The organism is Agromyces agglutinans (assembly GCF_009647605.1).
GTDB classification, from domain to species: Bacteria; Actinomycetota; Actinomycetes; order Actinomycetales; family Microbacteriaceae; genus Agromyces; species Agromyces agglutinans.
The window spans coordinates 343973-362345 of record NZ_WJIF01000003.1 but is presented as its reverse complement, the minus strand read 5'-3'; the positions used below and the strand labels follow the sequence as shown (position 1 = coordinate 362345).

Below are 18373 nucleotides of genomic sequence, written 5' to 3'. Positions count from 1 at the left end.
GGGCCTCCTTCTGCCTGAGTGGCAAGGCTACCGCGGGGCCCTAGGCTGAGGTGGGCGTCGCATGGCGGCGGCGCACGAGCGACGAGGAGCAGCATGAGCGACGCACCCAAGCCCGAGATCTTCAAGGGCCTCGCCGGAGTCCCGGTCGACTACACCGCGATCTCGAAGGTCAACGCCGAGACGAACTCCCTGCTGTACCGCGGGTACCCCGTGCAGCAGCTCGCCGCATCGGCGACGTTCGAGGAGGTCGCCTACCTGCTCTGGCACGGCGAGCTGCCCGACGAGCGCCAGCTCGCCGAGTTCGAGCAGTTCGAGCGGGCCAACCGCCACCTCGACCCGGTCGTCAAGCACGTCGTCGACGCGCTGCCGACCAACGCGCACCCGATGGATGTCGTGCGCACCGCGGTCAGCGTCATGGGCGCCCGCGACGGGCTCACGGCCGACGACTCTCCCGAGGCCGAGCTCGACAAGTCGAAGCGCCTGTTCGCCGCGATCCCCGCGGTCGTCGCGTACGACCAGCGGCGCCGCAGGGGCCTCGAGCTCGTCGAGCCCCGCGACGACCTCGGCTACTCCGCGAACTTCCTGTTCATGGCCTTCGACGAGGTGCCGGAGCTCCCGGTCGTCGACGCGTTCGACGTGTCGATGATCCTCTACGCCGAGCACTCGTTCAATGCCTCGACCTTCACCGCGCGCGTCGTGACGTCGACGCTCTCCGACCTGCACTCGGCGGTCGTCGCGGCGATCGGCGCCCTCAAGGGGCCGCTGCACGGCGGCGCGAACGAGGCCGTCATGCACACGTTCGACGAGATCGGCGAGGCCGAGCGGGCGAGCGCCTGGCTCGACGAGGCGCTCGCTGCGAAGCGCAAGGTCATGGGCTTCGGGCACCGCGTCTACAAGAACGGCGACTCGCGCGTGCCGACGATGAAGGCCGCGCTCGACTCGCTCGTCGAGCACTACGACCGGCCCGACCTGCTCGCGCTGTACGAGGCGCTGGCGAACGAGTTCACCGAGCGCAAGGGCATCCACCCGAACCTCGACTACCCGTCGGGTCCCGCGTACCACCTGATGGGCTGGGACACCGAGCAGTTCACGCCGCTGTTCGTGGCGTCGCGCGTGACCGGGTGGACGGCGCACATCATGGAGCAGCGCGCGTCCAACGCGCTCATCCGCCCGCTCTCGGTCTACGACGGCGTCGACCAGCGCGACGTGCCGCAGCGCGAGCCGGTCGAGTAGGCCGGATCCCACAAGCCGGGCGCGCGGCATCCGATCGGCGGATGTCGCGACCGGCCAACCGACCCGCGCCCGGGCGCGGCGGCGGCATACGCTCGGATCCATGCACATGTTGTTCCGCACGCTGCTGCACATCCTCTTCCTGTCGCGTCGCAAGCCCGACCTCGGCATCTACGACGTCGCGCGCACGCGGTTCATCACCCTGCCGACCGATCTCGACATCAACCGCCACATGAACAACGGCGTGTACTTCTCGATCATGGATGTCGCGCGGTTCGACGCGCTCGTGCGGTCGGGCATCTTCGCGACGATGCGCGCGCGGGACTGGTATCCGGTGGTCGCGAGCGAGACGATCACGTTCCGCAAGTCGCTGAGCCTCTGGCAGCGCTTCACGATCGAGTCGCGTGTGCTGGGCTTCGACGACAAGGCGGTCTACATGGAGCAGCGCTTCGTGCGCCCGGGCACCGACGGGCGGCCCGAGATCTACGCGCAGGGGTTCATCCGCGCGCGGTTCCTGCGCAAGGCGGGCGGTACGGTGCCGATGGCCGAGGTCGCCGAGGCGTTCGGCGCGGTGCCCTCCGACGACGTCCTGCCCGACTGGATCGAGCGATGGGGGCAGGATGTCGCGCTGCCGCCGACGCGTGCCGAGGCGCCGTCGGTCTGGTGACCGGGGTGTCGATGCGCGGGCTCCTTCGTCCCGCGTGACTCGATCGCCGGGTGTGACCGGGCCGGTCAGCGGTCGGCGGCCATGCCGTCGAGCACGAGCCCGAGCTTGTCGCCGAAGGCGCACGCGAGGAGCTCGTGGACGTTCTGCCCCTGCTGGAACTCGGCCATGAGTCCCGATGCGATGAGGGTGTTGATGAGCATGCCCTGCGCGATGAAGCGCATGGCCTCTTCGGGTTCCATGACGGTGCGCAGCCGGTCGTAGATGCGCATGAAACCGCGACGGGCGACCGGCCCGATATGCGGGTCGTGGCCGAGGATGAACCCCTGCATGAGCGAGAGCAGCACGCCGCGGTCGGTCTGGACGAGCTCGACGTACGCGGCGCCGACCCGCGCCTGCACGGTCGCGGCGTCGTCGGAGGCCTCAATGGCCTCGTCGAAAGCCCGGAGCACGCGTTCGCCCGTGCGCTCGAGCACCTCGACGAACAGTTGGTCCTTCGTGCCGAACAGGCGCACGACGTAGGGCTGGCTGATGCCGGCAGCCCGCGCGACCTTGTCGGTCGTGGCGCCGGCGTAGCCGAGCTCGCCGAACACGCGCGCGGCGGCCTCGAGGATCTGCTCGCGCCGCGCCGGTGCGGAGATGCGATCGGGTTTCTGCTCCATGGTTGACAGGTTATCAGTCGATTACTACAGTGGCCTGCGTCAAGTAATCAGTCGATTACCACATACGCCGTATGCCCACCCCCGACTCCGAAGGAGCAGCACCATGACCACCTCCCAGCGCCGGATCCCGGTGTGGCTGGCCGTTGTCGCGGCCTCGTTGCCGATGTTCATGGCGACGCTCGACAACCTCGTCATCACGAACGCGCTGCCGGCCATGCGGGCCGACCTCGGGGCATCCATCGAGGAGTTGCAGTGGTACGTCAACGCGTTCACGCTCGCGTTCGCGACGTTCATCCTGGCCGCGGCGGCGCTCGGCGACCGCATCGGCCGCCGCACGGTGTTCCTCGCCGGCATCCTCGTCTTCACCGCCGCGAGCGCGCTCGTCGCGCTGAGCACCGAGTCGTGGATGGTCATCGCGAGCCGCGCGGTGCAGGGTGTCGGGGCCGCCGGCATCATGCCGCTCTCGCTGACGCTGCTCGCCGGGGCTGTGCCGCCGCGCCTGCGGCCCGCCGCGATCGGCATCTGGGGCGGCGTCGCAGGCCTCGGCGTCGCGCTCGGCCCGCTGATCGGCGGCGCGGTCGTCGAGGGCTGGAACTGGCAGGCGATCTTCTGGCTGAACGTGCCGATCGGCATCGTCGCGATCCCGCTCGCCGTCCTCGCGTTGCCGAACACGCTCGGCGCGCGCCTGCGCATCGACCTGCCCGGCGTCGCGCTCGCAGGCCTCGGCGTGCTCGGCATCGTCTTCGGCATCGTGCGGGGCAACGACGCGGGCTGGGACAGCCTCGAGGTCGTCGGCTCGCTCGCGGTCGGCACGGCGCTGCTGGCCGCGTTCCTGCTGTGGGAGCGCCGGGCGAGCGCGCCGCTGCTGCCGCTGCGCCTGTTCCGCGACCGGAGCTTCTCAGCGGCGAACGTTGTCGGCTTCGCGTTCAGCTTCGGCATGTTCGGCGCGGTGTTCCTGCTCATCCAGTTCCTCCAGGTCGTGCAGGGCGCCTCGGCGCTCGAGGCGGGCGTGCAGACGATGCCGTGGACCCTCGCGCCCATGGTCGTCGCACCGCTCGCCGGGTTCGTCGCCCCGCGGGTCGGCACCCGCACCCTGATCGTCGCGGGCCTGGCGCTGCAGACGGTCGCGCTGGTCTGGATCGCCGCCACGATGAGCCCGGAGGTCGCGTACTCGGTGCTCGTCGCCCCGTTCCTGCTCGCGGGCGTCGGCATGGGCCTCGTGTTCGCGCCCATGTCGACGGCGGTGCTCGCGAACATGGGCGAGGACGACCACGCGAAGGCGTCGGCCACGAACTCCACGCTGCGCGAGGTCGGCGTGGCGCTCGGCATCGCCGCGCTGACCGCGGTGTTCACCGGTGCCGGCGGGGAACTGACGCCCACGGGCTACGTCGACGCGGCCGTGCCGGCCGTGCTCGCCGGCGCCGCGGCGCTCGCGGTCGCGCTGGTCGGCGCGCTGTTCCTGCCCGCGGGGCGGGCGACGGCCGCGACGTCGCCGGCTGCGGATGCCACGGCGTCGGCGGGCGGGGCAGGCGGCGAGGCATCCGGTCGCCCCGTCGATCGCGAGCCGACGCCCGTCGCATGACCGGCGCACCCGCGGCGGCGGCGCCCGGCGGAACCCGTCAGAGGCGCTGCTGCCGCGGGATGACGATCTCGCGGATGATCAGCAGGATGCCCGCCGAGATCGGGATCGCGACGAGCGCCCCGAGTAGGCCGAGCAGCGTGCCGCCGGCGAGCGCCGAGATGAGCACGATCGTGCCGGGCACCTGCACGGCCTTGCCCATGACCTTCGGCGTCAGGATGTACGCCTCGACCTGCATGTAGACCAGCATCAGCACGAGCACGATCAGCGCCTGGGTCGGCCCGACGAAGAGGGTCACGATCGTCATGAGGATGGTCGTGAGCACGGTTCCGATGAGCGGGATGAGCGTCACGAAGAGCGCGACGACACCGAGCACGAGGGCGAACGGCACGCCCACGGCCGCGAGCAGGATGGTCGAGTAGACCGCGTTCATGAACGCCAGCACCACCATGCCCGAGAGGTACTTGCCGACGGATTCCATGATCCGCTCGGCGTAGCCCTGCACCCGCACGCGGTGCGACGCCTTCACGAGCGAGTAGCACGCGCGCTTGGTCGCATCGAGCGTCGCGATGAAGTAGATCGAGAGCACCACGACGAAGAATCCCGTCGAGACGGCGCTGATGACGGATGCCCCGAACGCGAGCGCCCCGCCGCCGACGGTCGCCCACAGGTTCGGGTCGGTGAGGAGGTCCTCGAGGCCGGTGACGAGGTTGCCGAGCAGTCCGTTCGTCGCCAGGTTCGCGTCGTCGAACCAGCCGGAGTCCTGGACCCGGTCCACCATGTTCGGGATGGATCGCACGAGTGCGGTGGCCTGCGCGATCACGGGCGGGAGGACGATCCAGATGATGCCGACGACCACGGCGACGAACAGGAGGATCACGACGACGATCGCAAGTCCCCGCGACATCCCGCGCCGCTGGAACCACCGGATCAGCGGATCGAGCCCCAGGGCCACGAACGCGGCGATGAACACCGACAGCACCACCGACTGCAGGTTCACGAGGGCGACGGCCAGCAGCAGCGCGAGCAGCACGCCGAGCGTCACGATGAAGCCCCAGCGGAACGGTCGGCTCGCGAAGAGCGAGCCCGACGCGGCGGGGTCGGCTTCTTCGGCGCGCGAGCGGCGGCGCAGGCGATCGGCGGTGTTCACGCGCGTCAGTCTAGGGTCGCGGTCGGATGCCTCCGCGAGGCGCTCCGCCCGCGCGTCACGCGCGTGCGGCGTCGGGGATGATCAGCTCGCGGTAGTGGCGGGAGAACGCCGGGTGGTAGTCGTCCCACGCGGGCATCGCCATGCCGCTGCGCGCGGCGGCGAGCCGGTCGAGGTAGTAGTCCCACCCGGGCCCGATGTCGGCGGCGCTCGCGGGGTCGCCGATCCGCTGCGCGAACGTGAGCGTGGTCAGGCCGCTGCCCTCCCGGAGGTGCGCGTGCAGGCGCCACGCTTCGGGCTCCTTGCCGACGTCGAGTCGGAACCCGTGCGGGGGCTCGCACTCGAGCACCGAGACGTTCTCCCACGGGGCATCCTCGCCCTCCGCGGTCATGCGGAACCGGATGCCGCCCGTCGCGGGGCGACCGGTGTACGTGCCGATCCAGGATTCCAGCGCCGTCGGGTTCGTGATGCTGAACCAGACGTCTTCGATCGGCGCATGGAACAGACGATCGAACTGGAGGTAGAGGCCGTCGGCCTTGCGCTCGAAGTGCCCGGTCGGTTTCGCGTTCATCGTCGACCCCCCTGTCGCTCTGGATCTCAGGCTAATCCGAGCCCGGACGAACGGCTAGAGTCGTGCCATGACTTCCAAGGGTGGGTACGGAACGCAGCGCGAGGAGGCCCTCGACATCAGCGAGGGCAAGTCGGGACTCTGGGGAGCGCTGGCCGGCGTGATCGTCGCCGCGCTCATCGCGGTGCCGCTGTCGGCGGCGTTCGCGTTCGCGACGCACCCGCACTCGCAGCAGCTGTTCGCCGGCCGGCTCGAGGAGGTCGGTTCGGGCGGCTACCAGTTCTTCTGGTGGCTCGTGACGCTGCTGCTCGCGGCGCTGCCGTTCCTCGTCGGGTTCGGTGTCGCGAAGCTCTCGGCGAAGGCGCTGATCACGGTCGGCGCGATCGTCGCGCTGTTCGTGATCGCGATCGTGGTGCTCGGCCAGCTCTTCGTCTTCTAGCTACTCGACCGCCGGTGCGTGCGCTACTCGGCCGCCGGGCGGTGGTCGAATTCGTCGCGCGCGGCCGCGATCCGGTCGCCGTGCGCGCCGGCCCACTGCACGAGCGCGAGCACCGGCTCGGAGAGGGAGCGGCCGAGCTCGGTCGCGGCGTACTCGACTCGCGGTGGGATCTCGGCGTATGCGGTGCGCGAGACGAGGCCGTCGCGCTCGAGGCCGCGCAGGGTCTGGGTGAGCATGCGGTGCGAGATGCCGTCGATGCGCTTCTGCAGTTCGGTGAACCGGAGCGGCCCATCGTGCAGCGCGCCGATGATCAGCAGGCTCCACTTGTCGCCGACGCGCGCGAGCACCTCGCGGATGACCCTGCTGTCGGGGTTCGCGGTCGTGCACACACCGCCGGGCAGGTCGGCGAACGTGGTGGGCGTGGCGATGGTCATCCGGTCCTCCGTTACGCACCTCGAGGTGCGTGACGCACGGTGAAGTGCGGGGTGGTCGTCGTCTACGATCGACGACCGTGCGTCACGCACTGATCGTAACCTACGTACTTGGAGTACCCGAATGCTCATCGCCCTCTGGATCCTGACCGGCCTGCTCGCGCTCGTGTTCCTCGCCGCCGGCGTCGTGAAGTCGACGACCCCTCGCGAGAAGCTCGTGCCGAAGATGGGGTACATGGAGGACCTCTCCGACGGGCAGGCCCGCACCGTCGGCATCCTCGAGGGTCTCGGCGCCCTCGGCCTGATCCTCCCGGCCGCGACGGGCATCCTGCCCTGGCTCACCCCGGTCGCCGCCTTCGCGCTCGCCCTCACCATGGCCGTCGGCACCGCGCTGCACGTCAAGCGCAAGGAGACCGCCGCGCCCTCGATCGTCCTCGGCGTGCTCGCCCTCGTGGTCGGCATCGGCTGGGTCGTCTTCGGCTGACGCCTGACGGCGCACCCCGACGCCCCCGGCCGGCTTACTCGCCGAGCGCCTCGAGCACGGCCATCGCGGCGTTGTGCCCGCCGATGCCGCTGACGGCGCCGCCGCGCACGGCGCCCGACCCGCACAGCAGCACGCCAGGATGCCGCGTCGCCACACCCCACCGCTCGGCCGGGGTCGCCAGCGCCGCACCCGGCTCCGCCCAGGGCCACGACAGCGGCCCGTGGAAGATGTTGCCGCCCGGCATGCGCAGGGCCTCCTCGAGGTCGAGCGTCGTCTTCACCTCGATGCACGGTCGCCCGGACGCATCGGTCGCGATGACGTCGTGGATGGGCTCGCCGAGCACCGAGTCGAGCGAGGCGAGCACGGCCCGCTCGAGCTCGTCGCGCAGGTCGTCGTTGCGGAACCGCTCGAGCAGTCGATGCGGCACGTGCAGGCCGAACACGGTGAGGGTCTGCGCGCTCGTCTCGCGCAGCTCGGGGCCGAGGATCGACCGGTCGCTCAGCGTGTGGCAGTAGATCTCGCATGGCAGCGGGTCGGGCACGCGACCGGCTGATGCCGCGGCGTGCGCCTGCTCGAGCTGCGTCGCGAGCTCGTTGATGTGGAACGTCCCGGCGAACGCGTGCTCGGGCGCGACCTCTGGGTCGCGCAGCCGCGGCAGCCGGGTGAGCAGCAGATTCACCTTGACCTGCGCGCCCTCGGGTGCGGCGAGCCGGCGAAGCCGCTCGCGCACGACGGGCGGGATGCCCGCGACCCGATCGTCGGAGAACGGGCGCTGGTCGCGCGGCGCGACGGATGCCGCGACGCCGGCACTGGGGCCGACGCCGACGCCGACGCCGACGCCGACGCCGACGCCGGGACCGGCTTCGGCGTTCGCGAGCCGGCTGCCCGCCTCGACGAGCTCCTCGAGCACGGCCGGCGCGACGTTCGCGAGCACGACGCGGGCGCGGGACATCCGCTCGCCGTCGACCGATGACCAGCGCACCTCGCCGCGCCCGCCCGCCGGGCCGATCGCGGTGACCTCGGCGCCCGTGACGAGCGTCGCGCCCGCCTCGCGGGCCGCGCGCGCGAGCTCGCCGCTGACGGCGCCCATGCCGCCGACCGGGATGTCCCAATCGCCCGTACCGCCGCCGATGACGTGGTACAGGAAGCAGCGGTTCGCGTCGAGCGAGGCGTCGCCGAGGCTCGTGAACGTGCCGATCAGGGCGTCGGTCGCGACGACGCCGCGCACGAGGTCGCTCGAGAACCGCGCGTCGATGACCTCGCCGAGCGGCTGCTCGACGAACTCGCGCCACACGCGGTCGTCGGCGACGAGCGCGCGCGCCTCTTCGCGGGTCGGCAGCGGCTCGGTCAGGGTCGGGAAGAGCGCTTCGGCCAGCCGGGCGGTGTCGGCGTACAGCGCGTCGAACGCGTCGGCGTCGATCGCGGCCCCCACGCGGTCGAACGCGGCGACGGATGCCTCGCCACCCGCCTCGCGGTCGATCAGCAGGCCACGCGACGGGTCGGCCGGGTCGGGCGTGTACGACGAGAAGCGGCGCCGCACGAGCTCCAGCTCGAGTCCGAGGTCGTCGATGATGCGCCGGGGGAGCAGGCTCACGAGGTACGAGTAGCGGCTGAGCCGCGCGTCGACGCCCTCGAACGCCTCGGCCGACACCGCCGCGCCGCCGAGATGGTCGCTGCGCTCGAGCACCAGCACGTCGAGGCCCGCGCGGGCCAGGTAGGCGGCGGCGGTGAGTCCGTTGTGGCCCCCGCCGACGATCACGACGTCGTGCTCGATGTCTTGGCGCATCACTCGAGCGTAGCGATCGGCCGGCTGCGCACGTGGCCGCGGGCAAGCAACGCTCGGTCCCGGGAAATGTGTTACTGACAAGTAAGTAAGTATCCGCTAGGCTGGCGCCGCGACCACGCCGAAGGCGGCGTCGGGCGTGCACCACTCGCAACGATCGGCCAGTCCGCGGCGGGGAGCATCCGCCCGGCACGTTCAAAGGAGAACCCGTGACGCAACGCACCATGGCGGAGCATCCGCCCCGCCGCTCTCGCCACCGGCACCGCCTCGGCGCCGGAGCCGCGGCCATCGCCGCCCTCGCCATCGGAGGCACCGCCATCATCGCGACGCCCGCCCTCGCCGCCGGCGAGCCGGACTTCGGCCCCAACGTCACGATCTTCGACGAGTCGTGGTCGGTCGACGACATCAACGCCGCGCTCATGGGGGCCTCGCAGGAGGCCGAGTTCAGCCAGAACCGGCACCAGTTCTTCTTCGCGCCGGGCACCTACGGCAGCGCCGCCGGCGAAGACGACCCGCTGAACGCGACGGGCATCGTCAACTCCGAACTCGGCTACTACCAGGCCGTCGCGGGCCTCGGCGCCTCGCCCGAGGACGTGCGCATCAACGGTGCGATCCACGTCGAGCCGGTGCGCCAGTGCGAGCCCAACCCGTGGGACTGCCAGCAGCCCGGCTCGCTCACGCGCTTCTGGCGTTCGCTCTCGAACGTGTCGATCAACCCCATCCAGCGCCCGGTCGGCATCGACGCCGACCGACCGTTCCCGAGCGGCGTCACCGAGCCGCACATGATGCGGTTCGCGGTCTCCCAGGCAGCGCCGCTGCGCCGGGTGGACATCGAGGGCGACCTGACCCTGTTCGGCCGCGTCGGCGAGTACGCGTCGGGCGGCTACCTCGCCAACTCGAACGTCGACGGCCGCATCATCACCGGCTCGCAGCAGCAGTGGTTCACGCGCAACTCGACCGTCGGCACCTGGGACGGCGGCGTGTGGAACATGGTGTTCTCGGGCGTCGACGGCGCCCCCGCGCACGACTTCGGGCCCAAGCCCGACGGCACCACCGGCAACAAGACGGTGATCGCGCAGACGCCGATCAACCGCGAGTCGCCCTTCCTCTACCTCGACGGCGACGAGTACCGCGTCTTCGTGCCCAAGGCCAAGGCCGACACGAGCGGCCACGACTGGTCGACGGATGCCTCGGCCGGCGACTCGATCGCGATCGGCGACTTCTTCATCGCCAAGGAGGGCGACACGGCCGCCGAACTCAACGCCGCGCTCGCGGGCGGCAAGCACCTGCTCGTCACGCCCGGCGTCTACCACCTCGACGAGCCGCTGGCCGTCGATCGTGCGGGAACCGTCGTGCTCGGCCTCGGCTACGCGTCGCTCGTGCCCGACGCCGGCACCGCGGCCATCGAGGTCGGCGACGTCTCGGGCGTCAAGATCGCGGGGCTCACCGTCGACGCGGGCCTCGAGAACTCGGACGTGCTCGTGCGGGTCGGGCCCGACGGGGCATCCGTCGCCGACGCGGCCGACCCGACCACCCTCACCGACGTGTTCATCCGAGTGGGCGGACCGTGGGCCGGCAAGGCGACCACGTCGATCGAGGTCAACAGCCCGCATGTGCTGCTCGACCACATCTGGGCCTGGCGCGCCGACCACGGCGCGGGCGTAGCGTGGGACTCGAACACGGGCGACCACGGCGTGATCGTGAACGGCGACGACGTCACCGCGCTCGGCCTGTTCGTCGAGCACTACCAGGAGAACCAGGTCATCTGGAACGGCGAGCGCGGACGCACGATCTTCTACCAGAGCGAGATCCCGTACGACCCGCCGACCCAGGCCGCCTACATGGACGGCGACCGGCTCGGGTTCGCGTCGTACCGGGTCGGTGACCAGGTCGCCTCGCACCTCGCGCAGGGCCTCGGCGTCTATTCGTTCTTCGACCAGACGATCAACGGCGGCCAGGACATCCGCGTCGAGAGCGGCATCCAGGCGCCGAAGTCGGCAGGCGTCCGGTTCGAGTCGATGACGAGCGTGTTCCTCAACGGCACGGGCGGCATCAACAGGATCATCAACGACGCCGGCGCGCCCGCTGTGGGCTCGTTCGCGTCGCCGCAGCTCGTGAGCTACCCGCCGGCCGACACCACGGCGCCGACGGTCGCGATCGCGTCGAACCCGGCCGCACCCGGTGCCGACGGCACGTACGCGGGCGCGGTCACGCTCACGATCACCGGCGCCGACGACTTCACGCCGCCGCCGACGCTCGAGGCGAACGTCGACGGCGCCGGCTGGCAGGCCGTCACCGCGCCCATCGAGCTCGGCGACGGCACGCACACCGTGCTCGTCCGGGCCACGGATGCCGCGGGCAACGTCTCGGCCGAGGCATCCTGGACCGGAACGATCGCGATCGTCGTCGTGCCCGACGTGCCGCTCGACGCCGCCGCCCACACGCAGTGCCTCGACGGCAGGGCGTACGTGGTCGTCTCGGCGACGAACCGGGCGGCGCTCGCCGCCGACATCCGGCTCACGAGCAGCGAGGGCACCGTGAAGTTCACGAAGGTCGCGCCCGGCGAGACCGTGACCTACCTCTGGAAGGCCGGCAAGCGGGTCGACGCCGGCACCGCCACCGTGGCGGGCTACACCTGGAGTGACGGGCAGGGCAAGTACTCCACGTACCGCCCGGCGTACGACGCCCGCAGCTGCAAGTAAGCAGGGAACACGAAGGGCGGGCGGATGTCGCATCCGCCCGCCCTCTCGTCGCGTTCGTGCCGCGTGCGCGCTGCGCGCGGCCGCCGCGTCAGCCCAGCTCGCCCTGCAGGAGCATCTGCGACCAGACGTTCGCGGCGGCGGTCGGTCGGGCGTCGACGACCACGACGTCGCCCGAGACGGTCACCTCGTCGACCGACACGAGGTCGGCGAACGGGGTTCCGCGGAAGGTCGTCCCGGACTCGAACAGCTCGCGCATGGCGTCGGCGAGCGCCTCGGCGTCACCCTGGGCGACGGCGACGAAGTGCACGCTCACGCCGTCGTCCCCGTGGGAGACGCCACCGCCCACGTAGGTCGCTCCGGGCAGCACCTCGTTGCGCGGCTCGAAGAGCATCGCCGAGAGGACACCGCGCCCGTCGAGTGCCGCAGCGGCCGCCACGGCGCGCTCGTCGTTCGCCGCGGACTCCCCGTCGCGGATCTGCCCGATCGTCTCGCTCCGGCCGGCGATCACCAGGCGCCCGTCGATCTCGGCGATCCGCTGCGAGTAGATCGCGGCTCGTCCGCCCTCGGCGGAGAGGTCCACGCCGCCGTCGACCTCACCGTGCTCCCAGAGGCCGTCGACCGGGTCGCCGAGTGCCTTCGTCAGCCGTGCAGCGGCATCATCGGGTGCGTCGAAGGCGAGGATGTCGGCTCCCTCGGCATCGCGCGACTCCACGAACCGCCCGACATCCAGCACGGAGACGCCGATGGCGCCCTCCACGTCCTCGGCGAGATCGATCTCCCACCAGTCGAAGGACTGCGGTGCGATGACACCGAGTTCCTCGTCGAGTTCGGTGAGCACCTCGACCGCGGGCGCGTCGCTCTCGAGGCCCAGCGCGGCGCGAGCCCCCTCGAGATCGCTGTAGAGGATCTGGTCGCCAGCCGGCACGAACGCGAGCTCACCCGCCAACCCCGTCGATCCCGAGGCGCCCGAGCCGGTGCTCGCGCATCCGGCGAGCAGGGCGACGGCGAGGAAGGGCGCGATGACGGCGCCCGCGCGGAAGAAGGTCATGTCGGTCCGTTCGGTCTTGGGGGAGGGGGAGGGGGCGCGGTGCAGCGGCCGAGCCCGAACCCGCCGGCACGGCGACCAAGTATGGCAGCCCGAAGCGGACCGTGGCACGCCATGTCGCGCGAACCGTCTCCATTCGAGGTCCGAAGGAGCGGTTCGCGCGACATCACGGGCGTCAGGGGCGCGGGGTGCCCCCGGCTCAGCTCGCGCGGCGCATCGCGCGAACGCCGGCGAACACGCCCACCGCGCAGGTCGCGACGGCCGCGAGGATCCCGCCGAGCACGGCCGGAGCACCGAAGTCGCCCGCCAGCAGCGCGCGCTCGGCGCCGACGAGGTAGCTCAGCGGGTTGATCGCCGCGGCGACCTGCATCCAGCCCGGGCCGTCCTCGAGCGGCAGCAGCATGCCCGAGAGGATCATCAGCGGGAACAGCAGCGTCTGGTGCACCATCCAGAACATCCAGTCGCGGTTGCGGCAGGCGAGCGCGAGCGTGTAGCTGAGGGCGCCGAACCCGATGCCGAACACCGCGAGCACGAGCAGGCCTGCGACGAGCCCGGCCACGTCGAGCCGGAACCCGAACGGCACGGCGACGAGCACGACGATCGTGCCCTGGATCACGAGCGGCACGACCTCCTTCAGCGCGCGGCCGATGAGCAGGGCGCTCCGCGACAGCGGCGCCACGAGCGTGCGCTCGTGCGAGCCGGTCTGCATCTCGTAGAGCAGGTTCGAGCCGGTCGACGCGGTGCCGAACAGCGCGACCATCACGAGGATGCCGGGCACGAACCACTGGAGCGTTCCGGCGACGTCGCCGCCGGCCGCGCCGACCAGCAGTGGCCCGAACAGCCCGAGGAAGACGAGCGGCTGCACGAGCGAGAAGACCACGCTGAACGGGTCGCGGACGAGCGGACGCGACTCGCGCGCGAAGACGGTGAGCGTGTCGTGCACGAATCCGGTCGGGCGGGCGGATGCCACGGGCCGGTCGATCGCAGCGGCCGGGGCGGCCGTGGCGGGGCTGATGGTGTTCATGGGTGTGCTCCTCGTGGTTCGGTTCGGTTCGGGGTTGGTCACGCTGCGGCCGCGGCGGCGGCCTCTTCGCGCAGGCTCCGGCCGGTGAGCGCCAGGAAGACGTCGTCGAGGGTCGGCTGCCGGTGGGTGGCCGCGACCACCTCGATGCCGGCGTCGCCGAGGTCGCGCACGAGGCGGGGGAGGAGGCGGTCGCCGCCGGTCGCCGTGACGATCACCTCGGCCCCGGCGATGTCGACGCCGATCACCTCGCCGAATGCCGGGCCCGTGATGCGGGCGGCCGCGGCCGAGGCATCCGTCGCCGTGCGGAACGCGAGCGTCACGCGGTCGCCCGCGTGCGCCGCCTTGAGCGCGCTCGCCGCATCGTCGGCGATGACCTGTCCGTGGTCCATGACCATCACGCGCTCGGCGAGCTGGTCGGCCTCGTCGAGGTAGTGCGTCGTGAGGAAGATCGTCGTGCCGGTCTCGGCGCGCAGGCGCACGATGTGCTCCCACAGGTTCGCGCGCGAGTGCGGGTCGAGCCCGGTCGACGGCTCGTCGAGGAAGAGCAGCTCGGGACGGTGGATCAGCCCGAGCGCGATGTCGAGGCGACGCTTCTGGCCGNGCCCGGTCGACGGCTCGTCGAGGAAGAGCAGCTCGGGACGGTGGATCAGCCCGAGCGCGATGTCGAGGCGACGCTTCTGGCCGCCGGAGAGCGACTGCACCTGACGGTTCGCGACGCTCGCGAGCTCGAGCGTCTCCACGAGCTCGCCGGCCCGCTCGCGGGTCTCGCGCCGGCCGAGGCCGTAGAAGGCGCCCTGCGCGTGCAGCTCGTCGCGCACGCGCTGGGTGTGCCCGCCCGAGCTGCCCTGCCCGACGTAGCCGATGCGGCGGCGCACGCCCGCGGGGTCGCGCCGGATGTCGGAACCCGCGACGGATGCCTCGCCCGACGTCGGCGGCAGCAGGGTCGTCAGCATGCGCAGCGTCGTCGACTTGCCCGCCCCGTTGGGGCCGAGGAATGCCACGAGCTCGCCGCGGCCGACCGAGAGGTCGACGCCGCGGACGGCCTCGACGTCGTGGCCCTTCGCGCGGAAGGTCTTGGTCAGGCCGGTGGCGTGGATGATGCGTTCGGAGTTCGTCTGACTGGTCATGCACACAGTTTCCCGAGGCATCCGGTCACTTTCCGGCCGGAATAGGAGCAGGATGGACGCATGGCCGCCACCACCTCGCGAACGCTCGACCTGCTGTCGCTCCTGCAGAGCCATCGCCATTGGACCGCGCGCGAGCTCACCGACCGCCTCGACGTCTCGGAGCGCACGCTGCGCCGCGACATCGAGCGCCTGCGCGAGCTCGGGTACGGCATCGAGTCGACCCGCGGCGTCGCGGGCGGCTACCGACTCGAGGCGGGCACGGGCCTGCCGCCGCTGCTGCTCACCGACGACGAGGGGGTCGCGATCGCCGTCGGCCTGCGCTCGCAGGCGACGAGCGGGCTCCGCGGCGCCGAGCACACGACGCTCAGCGCGCTCGCGAAGGTCGAGCAGGTGCTGCCGGCCGCGCTGCGCCGGCGCATCGAGGCGTTGCAGTCGCACGCGACGCCCGCGGGCTTCCGGCCCGGCGCCGCGGCGTCGGCGGCGGTCGAGGCCGACCTGCTCGGCCTGCTCGCGCTGTGCTGCCGCGACAGCGAGCGCATCCGCTTCCACTACACGGATGCCTCGGGCACCGCCTCGGCCCGCATCGTCGAGCCGTATCGGCTCGTGCCGATCCATGTGCGCTGGTACCTGCTCGCCTGGGACCGCGAGCGCGAGGACTGGCGCACGTTCCGGGTCGACCGCATCGCGGAGGTGTTCCAGACCCGCGTGCGGTTCGAGCCGCTGCCGTTGACCGAGGCCGACGCCGTCGCTCGGGTCGAGGCATCCGTGCGCCGGCGCGACCGGCTGCTGCGCGCCGTCGTGCTCGTCGACCTGCCCTACGAGGAGTTCCGCGCGCAGTTCGGGTCGTACGGTCGCACGGCGGAACCGCTCGACGGCGGCCGACGGTCGGCCTGGCGCATCGAGGGCGAGTCGGTCGAGCACCTCGCGGTGCACCTGCTCTGGATCCCGGCGGACGCGACGTGGCGGGTCGACGGCCCGCCCGAGCTCGTCGCGTACCTCGATCGCCTGGCCGGGACGCTGGCGACGGCGACCTCCGCGGGCTCCATGTCGTGAGCGCGGCGGCCTCGTGACCGCCTCCGGATCGTGACCGCGGCGGCATCGTCACGCCCGCCGCTTCCGCGTACTCTTGCGTCGGAGGCCCCCGCCTCCGTCTCGTCGCCAGTCCCCCCGGAGGTCGCAGTGCCCCATCACGCAGTGCCCGTGCCCGAACAGTCGTCGTCATCATCGTCGTGGAGCCGCTTCTGGGAGCGAGGGGGCGCATGGCGGGCGCTGCTGCTGGCGGCCGCGTACTACGCGCTCTACCAGCTCATGAGCTGGCTCGTCGGGTCGGTGTTCGGGCCCGCCGGGAGCGGCATCCGCGGTGAGGAGGGCGAGGCGATGGATGTGCTCATCGGCACGGCGCTGCCGATCGTGCTCGGCAGCGTGATCCTCGTGGTCTTCGCCGCGTCGGTCGGATGGCTGAAGGAGCTCTTCGGGCCGCAGCCGGTCCGCGGGCGCGGGTGGATGTGGGTCGCCGTCGGCGTCGTGCTGGCGATCAACGTCTCGGCCTTCCTGAGCATCGACTACGCCGATGCCGGCGCGGGGCTCGTCGCGGCGTGGCTGTTCACGGGCCTCTTCGTCGGGTTCGCCGAGGAGGTGCTCACGCGCGGCTTCGTCGTCAACCTCATGCGCAAGGCGGGTCACGGCGAGATCGCGGTCGGGCTCACGTCGGCCGGCATCTTCGCGGCACTGCACCTCGGCAACCTGTTCACCAGCGACCAGGGCCTCGCCACGACGCTCCAGCAGGTCGTCTACACCTTCTTCTTCGGCCTCTGCATGTACCTCGCGTTGCGCGTGACGGGCAACCTGATCTGGCCGATCCTGCTGCACGCGACCACCGATCCGACCCTGTTCCTGCACGGCGGGCACCCGGTGACCAACGTGTTCGGGCTCCTGCCCGCGTTCAGCACGTACCTCATCGTCCTGACCGGGATCGTCCTGCTCATCGTGTTCCTCGTGAGCGAGCGTCGCCGCGCGAAGCGCGATGGGCTCGTCGAGGCGACGGTGCCGGCCTGACCTGCGGCCGACGCTTGACGCGGAGGCATCCATACTGTTAAGTACTTAACAATATGGATGCCTCAACACTACGCTCGCAACGCCTCGCGCTCGCGCTGCACCGCGCCACCGCGATCATCGACCGAGCCGCCGACGACTACCTGCGGCCCGCGCACGACATCGGCATCTCGATCTTCGCCGCGCTCGTCACCATCGACGCCCTCGGACCGGCGAGCCAGCGTGCGATCGCCGACGGCCTCGACGTCTCGCGATCGGCCGTCACGCAGCGCCTCGCCGAACTCGACCGGCGCGGGCTCGTGCGGGTCGTGCCCGACCCGGGCGACCAGCGCGCCAACCTCGTCGAGCTCAGCGACGCCGGCCGAACGCTCCTCGCCGAGGCCTGGCACGGCCTCGCCCGGCACGACGACGGCCTCGAGGAGGGCGTCGACCTCGAGGTGCTGCAAGCCGAGCTCGACCGCTTCATCGCGAACGGCGAACGCCGCCTCGCGGCACGGAAGGCGTCGACGTGACCGCCCTCGTCGTCGCCGCGGCGATCGTGGCGACCGTGCTGCTGGCCGCCGCCGCGGTACTGCAGGTGCTGGTCGCGTCGGGTCGCCCGTACGGGCGACTCGTGTGGGGCGGGCAGCACGCGGTGCTGCCGCGGCGACTGCGCATCGGCAGCGCGGTCTCGGTGCTGCTCTACGCCGGGTTCGCGGTCATCCTGCTCTGGCGCGCGGGGTTCTTCGGGCCGTCGAACCCGTTCATCGATGTCGCCACGTGGGTGCTCTTCGGCTACTTCGCGTTCGGCGTCGTGCTGAACGGCATCTCGCGCAGCCGCCTCGAGCGCCTCGTGATGACGCCGACCTGCGCGGTGGTGGCCGCGTGCCTGCTGGTGATCGCGCTCAGCTGAGGGAGTTCAGTCGAGGGCGATCAGCTGAGACCGATCAGCCGAGGGTGATCAGCCGACCATCACTCCGGGGCATCGCCCGTGCGCTCGAGCGTGCCGATCTCGACGCGGTCGTCGGCGTACACGGTCATCGTGTCGCCCGAGATCGTCGCCGACTCGGCCCCCGAGAGCCAGGTGTCGACCTCCGTGCAGGCCATGCGAGTCGAGGCGAGGTCGTCGAACTCGATTCCCTCGTCGTCGAGCTCCCACCTGCCCGTGAGCCGGTTGCAGCCGTCGGTGCCCGAGAGCATGCCGTCGGCCGTGAGCGTGAGCGACGGCTGCGACGGGTCGTCGGCCTCGCCCCAGGTTCCGACCGCATCGGCCTCGGTGATCGGGTCGCCGGTCGGGGCGGCGGGGAACGACGACGACGTGTCGGGTGGACTCGACGACTCCGACGACGACCCCGTCGGCGAGCCGCTCGCGCAGCCGGCGAGCACGAGCAGGGCGGCGGCGGTCGCGACCGCGCCGCCGACGATGGTCTGGATTCCCCTCATGGCCGAAGGGTATC

The 18373-nt window shown here is 71.6% G+C and carries 19 protein-coding genes; 10 read left to right on the top strand and 9 right to left on the bottom strand.

Annotated features, from left to right (window positions below):
• The first annotated feature begins 93 nt into the window (after window positions 1-93).
• Window positions 94-1233, top strand: coding sequence for a bifunctional 2-methylcitrate synthase/citrate synthase (locus GE115_RS07885; protein WP_153684214.1), 1140 nt, complete (start codon window positions 94-96; stop codon window positions 1231-1233).
• A 100-nt stretch (window positions 1234-1333) separates the two neighbouring features.
• On the top strand, window positions 1334-1897 hold the full coding sequence (locus tag GE115_RS07880) for an acyl-CoA thioesterase (protein ID WP_153684213.1): 564 nt from the start codon (window positions 1334-1336) through the stop codon (window positions 1895-1897).
• A 65-nt stretch (window positions 1898-1962) separates the two neighbouring features.
• On the opposite strand, the gene GE115_RS07875 is transcribed toward GE115_RS07880, so the two are convergent.
• Window positions 1963-2556: a TetR/AcrR family transcriptional regulator gene (locus tag GE115_RS07875; RefSeq protein ID WP_153684212.1), complete on the bottom strand. Its 594-nt coding sequence runs from the start codon at window positions 2554-2556 to the stop codon at window positions 1963-1965.
• A gap of 103 nt (window positions 2557-2659) precedes the next feature.
• Here GE115_RS07875 and GE115_RS07870 point away from each other — a divergent pair, with 103 nt between their 5' ends.
• Window positions 2660-4138, top strand: coding sequence for a DHA2 family efflux MFS transporter permease subunit (locus tag GE115_RS07870; RefSeq protein WP_153684211.1), 1479 nt, complete (start codon window positions 2660-2662; stop codon window positions 4136-4138).
• A gap of 37 nt (window positions 4139-4175) precedes the next feature.
• Here GE115_RS07870 and GE115_RS07865 read toward each other — a convergent pair whose 3' ends face one another.
• Together GE115_RS07865 and GE115_RS07860 are read right to left on the bottom strand one after the other, a co-directional pair.
• Window positions 4176-5285 (bottom strand): AI-2E family transporter, encoded by a 1110-nt coding sequence (locus GE115_RS07865; protein WP_172979774.1) that lies wholly within the window; start codon window positions 5283-5285, stop codon window positions 4176-4178.
• A gap of 55 nt (window positions 5286-5340) precedes the next feature.
• Entirely contained in the window at window positions 5341-5853 is a 513-nt protein-coding gene (locus GE115_RS07860; RefSeq protein ID WP_153684209.1) for an SRPBCC domain-containing protein, read from the bottom strand.
• A 67-nt stretch (window positions 5854-5920) separates the two neighbouring features.
• Between GE115_RS07860 and GE115_RS07855 the strand changes: the two genes are divergently transcribed.
• Complete coding sequence (locus GE115_RS07855; RefSeq protein ID WP_153684208.1) at window positions 5921-6289, top strand: hypothetical protein; 369 nt, start codon at window positions 5921-5923, stop codon at window positions 6287-6289.
• Between the two features lie 23 nt (window positions 6290-6312).
• Here GE115_RS07855 and GE115_RS07850 read toward each other — a convergent pair whose 3' ends face one another.
• Entirely contained in the window at window positions 6313-6723 is a 411-nt protein-coding gene (locus tag GE115_RS07850; RefSeq protein ID WP_153684207.1) for a winged helix-turn-helix transcriptional regulator, read from the bottom strand.
• Window positions 6724-6844: 121 nt separating this feature from the next.
• Here GE115_RS07850 and GE115_RS07845 point away from each other — a divergent pair, with 121 nt between their 5' ends.
• Window positions 6845-7204: a DoxX family protein gene (locus GE115_RS07845; protein WP_153684206.1), complete on the top strand. Its 360-nt coding sequence runs from the start codon at window positions 6845-6847 to the stop codon at window positions 7202-7204.
• Window positions 7205-7238: 34 nt separating this feature from the next.
• Here GE115_RS07845 and GE115_RS07840 read toward each other — a convergent pair whose 3' ends face one another.
• Window positions 7239-8993, bottom strand: coding sequence for a phytoene desaturase family protein (locus tag GE115_RS07840; protein ID WP_312855003.1), 1755 nt, complete (start codon window positions 8991-8993; stop codon window positions 7239-7241).
• A gap of 203 nt (window positions 8994-9196) precedes the next feature.
• Here GE115_RS07840 and GE115_RS07835 point away from each other — a divergent pair, with 203 nt between their 5' ends.
• Entirely contained in the window at window positions 9197-11689 is a 2493-nt protein-coding gene (locus tag GE115_RS07835; protein ID WP_216648788.1) for a pectate lyase-like domain-containing protein, read from the top strand.
• Window positions 11690-11777: 88 nt separating this feature from the next.
• Here GE115_RS07835 and GE115_RS07830 read toward each other — a convergent pair whose 3' ends face one another.
• From GE115_RS07830 to GE115_RS07820, 3 genes are all read right to left on the bottom strand, one after another.
• Window positions 11778-12737, bottom strand: a complete 960-nt coding sequence (locus GE115_RS07830) for a hypothetical protein (RefSeq protein WP_153684204.1) — start codon at window positions 12735-12737, stop codon at window positions 11778-11780.
• A gap of 196 nt (window positions 12738-12933) precedes the next feature.
• Window positions 12934-13758 carry an ABC transporter permease gene (locus GE115_RS07825; protein WP_153684203.1) on the bottom strand — a complete coding sequence of 275 codons (825 nt, stop codon included), beginning with the start codon at window positions 13756-13758 and terminating at the stop codon, window positions 12934-12936.
• Between the two features lie 38 nt (window positions 13759-13796).
• Window positions 13797-14885 carry an ATP-binding cassette domain-containing protein gene (locus GE115_RS07820; RefSeq protein ID WP_153684202.1) on the bottom strand — a complete coding sequence of 363 codons (1089 nt, stop codon included), beginning with the start codon at window positions 14883-14885 and terminating at the stop codon, window positions 13797-13799.
• Between the two features lie 60 nt (window positions 14886-14945).
• On the opposite strand from GE115_RS07820, the gene GE115_RS07815 reads away from it, so the two are divergent.
• The 4 genes from GE115_RS07815 (at window position 14946) to GE115_RS07800 (ending at window position 17829) form a co-directional block, all read left to right on the top strand.
• Window positions 14946-15938: a helix-turn-helix transcriptional regulator gene (locus GE115_RS07815; RefSeq protein ID WP_153684201.1), complete on the top strand. Its 993-nt coding sequence runs from the start codon at window positions 14946-14948 to the stop codon at window positions 15936-15938.
• A gap of 126 nt (window positions 15939-16064) precedes the next feature.
• The gene (locus tag GE115_RS19220; protein WP_312855002.1) at window positions 16065-16940 is read left to right on the top strand and encodes a CPBP family intramembrane glutamic endopeptidase; all 876 of its coding nucleotides are present in this window, start codon (window positions 16065-16067) and stop codon (window positions 16938-16940) included.
• A gap of 53 nt (window positions 16941-16993) precedes the next feature.
• Complete coding sequence (locus GE115_RS07805) at window positions 16994-17449, top strand: MarR family winged helix-turn-helix transcriptional regulator (protein WP_153684200.1); 456 nt, start codon at window positions 16994-16996, stop codon at window positions 17447-17449.
• The gene (locus tag GE115_RS07800; RefSeq protein WP_312855001.1) at window positions 17446-17829 is read left to right on the top strand and encodes a hypothetical protein; all 384 of its coding nucleotides are present in this window, start codon (window positions 17446-17448) and stop codon (window positions 17827-17829) included. The genes GE115_RS07805 and GE115_RS07800 overlap by 4 nt, the downstream gene beginning before the upstream one ends.
• Before the next feature lie 59 nt (window positions 17830-17888).
• On the opposite strand, the gene GE115_RS07795 is transcribed toward GE115_RS07800, so the two are convergent.
• The gene (locus GE115_RS07795) at window positions 17889-18359 is read right to left on the bottom strand and encodes an META domain-containing protein (RefSeq protein WP_153684199.1); all 471 of its coding nucleotides are present in this window, start codon (window positions 18357-18359) and stop codon (window positions 17889-17891) included.
• Between the last annotated feature and the right edge of the window lie 14 nt (window positions 18360-18373).